This window comes from Nonomuraea sp. GTA35 (assembly GCF_041950525.1).
Lineage (GTDB): Bacteria > Actinomycetota > Actinomycetes > Streptosporangiales > Streptosporangiaceae > Nonomuraea.
In genome coordinates, this window is the sequence record NZ_JBGNUV010000008.1 from 516,244 (window position 1) to 524,746 (window position 8,503).

Genomic DNA, 8,503 nt, shown 5'->3' on the forward strand with positions numbered 1-8,503 from the left:
GCCGAGATCTCTCGCTACGGCTCGTTCCCGCAGGCCAGCGACTTCTGAGAAGAACTGCTTCTCGGAAGTTCTCGCGCCGTGGACTTCCGAGAATGCGCACCAAGCGCGCACCGGAATACGGCAGAAACGGGCCGCCGACGCCAATCCCCAGTGGCCAGCCCCGGCACGCCCGCACTGTGACTTGATCGACTCACGCTCCGGCGTGCACCACGGCGCGTTCGTCCAGCAGGCCCGCCTCGCACAGATCGGACCATAGCCCCGCGGGGATCGGCGCCGAGAACGCCTCCCTGTTGCGCAGTACCTCCTCCTGCGAGCGCATGCCCACGACGACGCCCGCCACCACCGGGTGCAGCAGGGGGAAGGCCATCGCGGCCTGCGGGACGCTCACACCGTGCTCCGCGCAGACGTCCGCGATTCTGTTGACCCGTTCCAGCAGCTCAGGGGTGGCGGGTCCGTAGTCGTACCGCGCTCCCTCGGCGGGCCTGTCGGTGGCCAGCAGACCGGAGTTGAAGACGGAGGCGGCAACGACGGAGACGCCGCGTGCGGCGCATGCGGGCAGCAGCTCGTCCAAGGCGGTGTGGTCCAGCAGGGTGTAGCGACCCGACAGCATGACGACGTCCGCGTCGGTCTCCCGCACCAGACGGGCCAGCTTGCCAGGGTGGTACATGCCCGCGCCCACGGCGGTGACCACACCCTGGGCGCGCAGCTCGGCCAGCGCCGGATAGCCCTCGCGCAGGGCAGCCTCGAAGTGCTGTTCGGCGTCGTGCAGATACAGCACGTCGATCCGGTCGAGGCCCATGCGGGTCAGCGAGTCCTCGACACTGCGCAGGACGCCATCGCGGGAGAAGTCCCAGACCCGGCGATGGGTGGCCGGGACGGCGAAGCTCTCGTCCATCCGCCCTCGCGGGTCCTGCGGGATCAGCAGCCGGCCGACCTTCGTCGACAGCGTGAAGTCCGCCCGCGGTCGGCCGCGCAGCAGCTCGCCGATGCGGCGCTCGGAGTGCCCGATGCCGTAGTGCGGCGAGGTGTCGAAGTAGCGGATTCCCGAGTCCCAGGCGGCCTCCAGCGTCTGCGCCGCGGTGTCGTCGTCCAGGGGATCGAACAGGCCGCCCAGAGGCCCGCCGCCGAAGCCCAGTTCGGTGACCGTCGTGGTGCTGCGTCCGAGCCGATGCGTACGCATGTGGTGTGTCTCCTTTGTCAGCGGTTCCGGCATCCGGCCGGAGGCGTGTTGTGCAAGACTCCGCGCCAGGTCAGAAGGCGGGGAAAGCCCAGCCTGAGGGGTGGAAGGGCTCGCGTTCCCAGCGGAAGGCGAGCGAGGCGGCGGCGATCGCACCCGGGCGGAATTCCTCGACGCGCCCCGCCGCCGCCAGGGAGGTCAGGGACGTGCCGCCCAGGTAGGCCGCGCCCAGCTCGGCCGCCGTCAGGCGCAGGTCCGGCCGCGCCCGGGTGCGTTCGCAGGTGACGGTGTCGCCATCGGCCAGCAGCCGGTGGCGACCGGCGTTCCATGGACAGAACGGATCCTGGACCTCCAGCACCAGATCCAGGGGCGTCGCGTAGCGGCGAGCGGTGAGCGCGCGGCCGATGTCCACGAGGCGGACCCACAGATTGTCGATCAGCGTGGTGCGAGCCGCGCGCGGGTCGGTGAGCAGGTGCTTGAGGGGTTCGTCGAGGGCGCCGTCGTAGACCAGCCCGGTATGCGCGTCGAGGTCGATGAGGAAGCGCCACATGGCGGCGTACGACTGCCTGGTGGTAACCGCGAGCTCGACGACGTGCACGAGGTCCTGCTTGGAGCGATAGAGAGCGTAGCCGGTGACCTCGCCGCCCGCCTCCAGATGGACCGCGAAGCGCAGCGCCGTCCCGCCGTCGCGGGCGCCCTCGCCGTCGGCCAGCCGGGCCTCCCAGAACTTCCCCGTACGGTCCACCCAGCCCACGGAGGTACGGCGGGCGGTGTCGTAGACCTTCTCCAGCAGCGGCTGCGCCCTCTCGCGGGAGAGCAGCCTGATCGTGCCGTCGCCGAGATCGGTGCCAGGGCGCAGGGCCATGAGCCGCTTCTCGCCGCGGACCTCGGCCACGTGGCTGGCGATGCCGTACCCGAAGCGTCCGTAGATCGTGGCCTCGGCGGCGTTGAGCGCGGCGATCGGCTCGCCGCCCGATTCGTGCAGGTCGGTGAGTTGTCTGCGCATCATCGCGGTGAGGATGCCGCGGCGCCGGTGCGTGGGCAGGACCGCGACGAGCGTGATGCCGGCGACGGGCGTCGTCCCGCCCGGGACGGTCATGACCCGGCCGTAGATCGACGCGCCTCCGACGATCTCCGTACCGTCGTAGCCGGCGAGGGTGCGACCGGGCTCGATGGAGACGGCGGCGTTCCGTAGGCCGCCGTCGACCCAGTCCTGGCCGTAGGTCGTGGTGATCATGCGCGCCCACGCGTCGAGCTCGTCGGCACCGATGGTACGCAGCGGGTAGGTGGCTGTCATGGGTTCGAGCCTGGCCGGGTAAACACGCCCGACACATCTGGCGATCTGGGTATTTATGCTGGTGCCGTGGTGGCGGAGCGCGTGGTCAGTCCCAGGTTCGTCGGCCGAGCAGAGGAGCTCGCGGCCCTGGCAGCGGCCCTGGACACGGCGATCGAGCAGGAGCCTGCGGTGGCGCTGGTGGCCGGGGAAGCGGGGATCGGCAAGTCGCGACTGCTGGCCGAGTTCGCGCGCACGCTGGGGCCGCAGGTGCGGGTGGTCGCGGGTGCCTGCGCGGAACTGGGCAGCGACGGCCTGCCGTACGCGCCGTTCGTGACGGTGCTGCGCAGGCTGATCCGGGTCGAAGGGATACTGCCGGGCCCCTACCGCCAACTGGCACGCTGGTTCCCGGAGCTCGGCGAGGCGGGCAGCGGGGAAGGCGGCAAGCACCGGCTGTTCGAGGAGGTCCTGTCCCTGATCGAGCGGGTGGCCGCGGACCAGCCGCTGGTTGTCTTGATCGAGGACCTGCACTGGGCCGACGCCGCCACTCGCGAGTTGCTGAGTTTCCTGGCCAGGAACGTGACCCAGGCAGGCGTGCTCCTGGTGATCACCCACCGTCCCGTGGAAACGCCGCTGTCCGAGCTGTCCCGCCACCCGCGCGTGACCACGCTGCGCCTGGAACGCCTGGACCGGGAGGACGTAGGGCGCCAGCTGGCCGCGATCCTCGGCGACGAGCCGGACGCGGCCGTGGCACGCCGCGTCCACGAACGCAGTGAGGGCAACCCGCTATTTGTTGAGGCGCTCGCCCGCGCCGGTGAGCGAACCCCGGACAGCCTGCGTGACCTGCTGCTGCACGGACCGCGCTCGCTGCCGGGCCCCGCTCGCGAGCTGACCCGCCTGGCCTCGGCGGCGGGCGGGCGGGTCAGCCACCGGCTGCTGGCGCAGGTGGCCGGGCAGGACGGGCCCGACCTGGACACCCTGCTGCGCGAGCTCGTCGACCGCGGCCTGCTCGTCACCACGGGCGACGGCTACGACTTCCGCCACGCCTTGATCCGGCAGGCCGTGTACGAGGATCTGCTGCCCGGCGAGCGGGCCCGCCTGCACGCCCGCTACGCCGATGCCCTGCGCGATGTCGGGGCCCACGCCGAACTGGCCGCGCACGCCTACGCCGCCGGGAACCGCAGGCAGGCCCTGCGCGCCGCCTACCTGGCCGCAGACCAGGCACACGGGTCCTACGCCTACGAAGAGCAGGTGCGCCTGCTCGACCAAGTCCTCGAACTCTGGGACCCGGACGCGGGGCTGGACGTCGACAGGATCGACATCCTCGCAAGCGCGGCTGAGGCCTGCATGCTCAGCGGCGACTACGCACGCGGCATCGACTACGCCACCACGGGGCTGAGCGCGATCGACGAACGGCGCGAGCCCGAACGCGCCGCCCAGTTGCTGGAGCTGCGGGGCAGACTGCGGCACCGGTTGAACGCGAACGGCGTCGCCGACTGGGAACGGGCCCTCGAACTCCTGCCCGCCGACCCCGGCAGCATCCAGCGGGGGCGGCTGCTCGGGGTGCTGGCCATGGGCCTGCTGCCCGAGGTGGGCAAGGCACGCGAGGCGTTCGAGGAGGCGCTCGCCGTCGGCCGGCGCACCGGCGACCCCACGGTCACCATCCGCGGACTGCTAGGGGTCGGATCCATGACAGGCGACCTCGGCCTGCTGGCGCAGGCCCGCACGCTCGCCGAACGGCTCGACAGCCACGACCTGCTCATGACCATCCCGATGTACGAGGCCACGATGTACACCAGGACCGGCGACCAGGAGCGCGCCATCGAAGCGGCCCGCGACGGCATGCGCCACGCCCGCAGGTACGGGCTGGGCCGCAGCCGGGGCGCCGAGCTCGCGCGCTACGCCGGGCACGCGCTGATCCTGGCCGGGCGGTGGGACGAAGCGGCCGCCATCCTGCGTGAGAGCATCACGGAGAATCCGCCACCGCTGTCGCGGCAGATCCTGCTCGTCCTCGACGGCTACCTGTCCCTGCTGCGCGGGGATGTGGCCGCGGCAGCCGACGCCGCGGCGGCCGTGGAGCACGCCGACAGCGGAAGCCTGTTCCCCCGCCATCAGCTGTTTTGCCTGCTGGCCGTCGCCCAGGGAGACCCGGAACAAGCCGACCGGCGCTTGGAGCGGGCACTGGCCGACCCGGAGCTCACCCGCGTCTACAGCAGCGACGCCCGACCGATCCTGGTAGCCGGCGCACTGGCGCAGCGGGCCCGGCTCGACCACGTCGCCGGCGACGACGTGCCGGGGCGCGTCGCCGAACGTCAGGCCGAACTCGCCGCGGCCGACGCGAGGCTCGGGGTCGACGGGCCACTTGACCGCGCCTGGCAGATCATGCTGCACGCCCTGATCGAGGACACCGGCTGGGACGAGGCGGCCGCGGCCTGGCGGGAGCTGAGGCAGCCGTACGAACTGGCGCTGAGCCTGTACCATGGCGCGCGGGCGGCGCTGGCCGCGGGCGACAAGCCCGGCGCGACCACCCGAGGAAGGCAAGCCGCCCGGCTGGCCGAGGACCTGGGCGCCGCGCCGCTCTCCCGGGAGATCGCCCTGCTTGGACGACCCCGACCGGCTCAGGACGGGCTCACCGAACGCGAGCACCAGGTGCTCAGGTTGATCGCCGAGGGCTTGAGCAACCGGCAGATCGCCTCTCAGCTGCACATCTCGCCGAGCACGGCAGGCGTGCACGTCTCTCACATCCTGACGAAACTGGGCGCGGCAACCCGCACCGAGGCGGCGGCCATCGCCTTCCGCGAAGGGTTGACAGGGCCTTTCTCTTCTTAGCGAGACGTCTCCTACACATCGCCAACGCCCGTTCGCGGTGGCCCAAGCGACAGGATGAGGCATCCACTTCGGGTACGCCCGGCGACGACGAGATGCGTTCGATGCAACAAGAACAAGCAGCGACGAGGGTGAATGGAAGGAGTGGATGACACCTCAGCTGGAGTGCCGTTTCGCCGCACCGGAGTTGCGCACTACAGCTAGTTCCCTGGGCTATGGACCTCGGTTGAGCAGCCGTGCACACGCCTCGATCACGCACGTGCCGGCCGGCTCCCCGCTAAGTGCCTGTGTCACAACCAGTAGTGAGGCGGCGTGATCACACAGTCTCGGTCGGTGAGCCGAACGCTTGTGACTTGTGTGTTGCTTGATGTGTGCCTGAGGCCCAAGAACGATGCGCCATGGATGAGGCCGACGGCTCCTCCGAGCGATTTCACCGTCTCGATCGGGCTGCATGAGGCCTTCACCGTCGCGCGCATGGTCGGCATCTCGAACCCCGCCGATGAGTTTTCACACCGTCATGGGTCTACCCCTCAAAGCAGCGTTGCTCGCACCCACGGCGGTGGCACACGTAGCCTTCGGCTGGTGGGTGAGGCGAATGAAAGGAACCCCCTTAATGGACTTCGTGACCTCCCAGGATGGCACCCGCCTTGCTTTCGACCGCTACGGCGACGGCCCGCCGCTGATCTACGTCGGTGGTGCTCTCAATGACCGTCGCTCCGGCGTAGCGGTTGCCGAACCACTGTCGTCACGTTTCACCCTGTACTACTACGACAGACGCGGCCGCGGTGACAGCGGAGACACTCAGCCCTTCGCCGTTGAACGCGAGATCGAGGACCTCGCAGCCCTCATCAGCGCTGCCGGCGGCCAGGCAGCCGTGTTCGGCATCTCTTCCGGTGGCGCCCTGTCCCTGCGGGCTGCCGCAGCGCTCGGACCCGGCGTTATCCCCCGCCTGGCCGTCTATGAGGTTCCCTTCACCGACGGCAGCCGCGAGGCCCTCCAGGAGCGTGCCACCTACGCCGCCGACCTGGCCGCCCTCCTGGCCGAAGGCCGCCACGGCGATGCCGTGGCACGCTTCATGAAGCTGGTCGGCACGCCCGAAGACGTGATCGCCCAGATGCGGACCGCCCCCTTCTGGCCCACCCTGGAGCCCTTCGGGCCCAGCCTCGCCTACGACTCCGAGGCCGTCCACGCCTTCGCCGGAGGCGCCATTCCCATGGAGGTGATCAAGGCCGTAGAGATCCCCGTTCTCGTCATGGACGGCGGAGCCAGCCCACCCATGCTGCGCGATCCTGCTCGCGCCCTGGCCGCCGCCCTGCCAGACGCCCACCATGAGACCCTGCCCGGTCAGACCCACGACGTCGCACCCGAACCCCTGGCGCGCAGCCTGGCCGCCTTCCTTTAGTACCTGCTTCTAAGCCCGATGGTGATCATTGGTTGGGGTTGTGGCTGGTGAGGGCATAGCGTGCTGCGACGTCTCAGGGTTTGGTTGAGGCGTGGGTGGTGAGGTGAGTCTGCGGGCGTGCCAGAACTGCGGGGCGGTGCTGCCGGGCTGGATGCGGCCGCACGCGGTGTTCTGCTGCGGGGCGTGTCGCGCGCAGTACTGGCGGTGGACTCAAGAAGCCCGAGCACGGATCAAGGTGATGCAGCAGGAGGCGCCGGCGGGCCAGCTTCAGAATGTCCTCATCCGGCAGGTCGGAGCGCTGATCCTGCTCCCCCCACTGCTCATACGGCGGAGGGTCGATGTCACCCAGGTGCACCCGGGCGCAGGTCACATCGGCAACGGAGCCGTCCAGCAGCGAGCACAGCGCGCTGCTCAGCTCGCCGGGCGGCCAGTCGGTGAGCCGCGCCAAGCGCCAGAACAGGTCGCGGCGAGCGGCGAGCGTGTCGGCGCAGGCCTCCTCATCACGGCAGGCGGCGAGCAGATCCTGCCAGGCCGCATCCAGGACCGGCGGCTCGACCCAGCGCCGACGCAGCGCGCCCAGGGCGAGCTTCACCGGCTCGCGATCAGGATCGTCGGCCGCGCCCGGGAAGCCGGCAAGGGCAGCTTGAGCACCCTGAAGCTGCAGTTGCAACACGGTTTGGACAGCCGGGCCGAGACGGGGAAGCGCGGCGGTGAACTCCTTGATCGCTTCGGTCCAGGGGCCCTTGTGGTAGCGCTTGTCGTAGCGGCGGCGATCCGCCAGCCAGCCTGCCACCTCCTCGGCAGCCACCACGGCGTCGAGGAGATCTGGATCGCTCCACCAGGGTCTGTCCGCCCGCCATCCCAGGGCCTCGCGCAGCTCGTCCAAAGGCGCGTGCGAAGTGAAGCGGGGGGAGTTCGGATTGCGCATGCGCCCCAGTGTGCCCGCCCATACCATCTGGAAAGCGGAGAAACGCCCATCCTGCCTTCCGAAGGTCGGCGTTGAGGCCAGCGGTAGAGGCACGATCTTCGCCCGACTGGCCCCGCCTGCACGGGCCGGGCGGCACGGACACGGCGCTCAACGTCACGTCCACGGGCCGCAGGACGCAAGGGTCGTCACCGGCCGACTTGGTCACTTCCGCCTCGACGTGGAGATCGACACTGAACTGGCCACGCTTGACGCGGGGATTGCCGGCCCTGCGCTCGCCGGAGGTAGGTGGCCCGTCCATCCTCCCCGGCAGCCGACGGTGTCGCCGCTCAGGTGATCTGCTGATGCGCGGAAACGGGCCCCAGAAGATGTCAGATCTCGTCGTCATCGACATCAGGGGCGTCCGGGTCGCGAAGGCTGCGGATCGCTCCAGGGGCCAGCTCGGGGAGCAGGAAACTGTAGGCGCCGTGCACGCCCAGGTGCCGGCTGACGAACGGCGACAAGCGAGCCATATCCTCCTCGCGGACCGGGTAGCCCTGCGCCCGCAACTGCCGCACAGCCGCATCCAGGTAGACCGTCGTCCACAAAACGACGCAATTGAGGACGAGCCCGAGAACGCCGAGCTGATTCTCCAGCCCGCGCGCGTAGCGGTGGTAGAGCTCCCCCTTCTTGCCATGGCAGATCTTCCGCGCCAGGGCGTGGCGGCCTTCTTGCAGGTTGCGGATGTGTTTGATATCGCGGCGGTAGGTCTCATCCACGTCGATGTAGGCGAGGATTATGTGGAATCTGTTTTGTCAAGCCGCGTCGATCGATCGCGGTCAGTTGGGTGGGGATCTTCGAGCAGGACGACCTTGCTGAGAACGGGATCGAAGCCGAGGACCGGGTCTTGGCTTCCGCCTT

Annotated in this window: 6 protein-coding genes; 2 read left to right on the forward strand and 4 right to left on the reverse strand. The window is 69.9% G+C overall.

From position 1 onward, the window contains the following. Positions 1-190: 190 nt before the first annotated feature. Together ACBJ32_RS34285 and ACBJ32_RS34290 are read right to left on the reverse strand one after the other, a co-directional pair. Positions 191-1,180: an aldo/keto reductase gene (locus ACBJ32_RS34285; RefSeq protein ID WP_375130282.1), complete on the reverse strand. Its 990-nt coding sequence runs from the start codon at positions 1,178-1,180 to the stop codon at positions 191-193. Between the two features lie 70 nt (positions 1,181-1,250). Continuing rightward, positions 1,251-2,474, reverse strand: coding sequence for a GNAT family N-acetyltransferase (locus ACBJ32_RS34290; RefSeq protein ID WP_375130283.1), 1,224 nt, complete (start codon positions 2,472-2,474; stop codon positions 1,251-1,253). A 66-nt stretch (positions 2,475-2,540) separates the two neighbouring features. Between ACBJ32_RS34290 and ACBJ32_RS34295 the strand changes: the two genes are divergently transcribed. Next, positions 2,541-5,279, forward strand: a complete 2,739-nt coding sequence (locus ACBJ32_RS34295; protein WP_375130284.1) for an AAA family ATPase — start codon at positions 2,541-2,543, stop codon at positions 5,277-5,279. A 610-nt stretch (positions 5,280-5,889) separates the two neighbouring features. Further along, positions 5,890-6,678 (forward strand): alpha/beta fold hydrolase, encoded by a 789-nt coding sequence (locus ACBJ32_RS34300; protein WP_375130285.1) that lies wholly within the window; start codon positions 5,890-5,892, stop codon positions 6,676-6,678. Between the two features lie 73 nt (positions 6,679-6,751). On the opposite strand, the gene ACBJ32_RS34305 is transcribed toward ACBJ32_RS34300, so the two are convergent. Both ACBJ32_RS34305 and ACBJ32_RS34310 read right to left on the reverse strand, forming a co-directional pair. After that, positions 6,752-7,606 carry a hypothetical protein gene (locus ACBJ32_RS34305; protein ID WP_375130286.1) on the reverse strand — a complete coding sequence of 285 codons (855 nt, stop codon included), beginning with the start codon at positions 7,604-7,606 and terminating at the stop codon, positions 6,752-6,754. Between the two features lie 368 nt (positions 7,607-7,974). Further along, a complete protein-coding gene (locus ACBJ32_RS34310) occupies positions 7,975-8,382 on the reverse strand; it encodes a Tn3 family transposase (protein ID WP_375130297.1) in 408 nt (135 codons plus the stop codon). Between the last annotated feature and the right edge of the window lie 121 nt (positions 8,383-8,503).

Bases quoted from the DNA above. Each gene is read 5' to 3' on its own strand.
- ACBJ32_RS34285 (WP_375130282.1), bottom strand. From the start codon at position 1,180: ATGCGTACGCATCGGCTCGGACGCAGCACCACGACGGTCACCGAACTG.
- ACBJ32_RS34300 (WP_375130285.1), top strand. From the start codon at position 5,890: ATGGACTTCGTGACCTCCCAGGATGGCACCCGCCTTGCTTTCGACCGC.
- ACBJ32_RS34290 (WP_375130283.1), bottom strand. From the start codon at position 2,474: ATGACAGCCACCTACCCGCTGCGTACCATCGGTGCCGACGAGCTCGAC.
- ACBJ32_RS34305 (WP_375130286.1), bottom strand. From the start codon at position 7,606: ATGCGCAATCCGAACTCCCCCCGCTTCACTTCGCACGCGCCTTTGGAC.